Annotated in this window: 1 protein-coding gene; it reads left to right on the top strand. The window is 60.4% G+C overall.

Annotated elements, in window-relative coordinates; all coding sequences use genetic code 11:
• On the top strand, positions 1-288 hold a 288-nt coding region (locus tag LZP69_RS16150; RefSeq protein WP_234201714.1), incomplete at both ends, for a hypothetical protein.

The raw sequence follows: 288 nt of genomic DNA, 5'->3' as shown, positions 1-288 counted from the left end.
GCACAATCGCGTGTCGCGCATGATTCGCGGGACCTTCGGGCCGGAGTTTGACTTGAACGAGCTTTTTGCCGGGCGCCCTTGGCGGCCGGGCGAGAAGGAACCCGAACCCTCCGCCTGGTATGACGGATTCATGGTCAAGAAAATCCTCCGGGAGCAGCGGAAGCACGGAAGCTGGGGCGGATACACCGTCTCGACTCTCTTCAGCATCGCGACCCTGGATCATTTTTTCCGGAAGCATCCCGGACGTTTTCCCACCATTCCGGGCGCGATCCACCGGGGACTAAGATT

The sequence above is a fragment of the Shewanella sp. AS1 genome, assembly GCF_021412565.1.
Taxonomy (GTDB): Bacteria; Pseudomonadota; Gammaproteobacteria; order Enterobacterales; family Shewanellaceae; genus Shewanella.
Note: the sequence above shows the minus strand (reverse complement) of the source record. Positions and strands in the feature narration are given on the sequence as shown.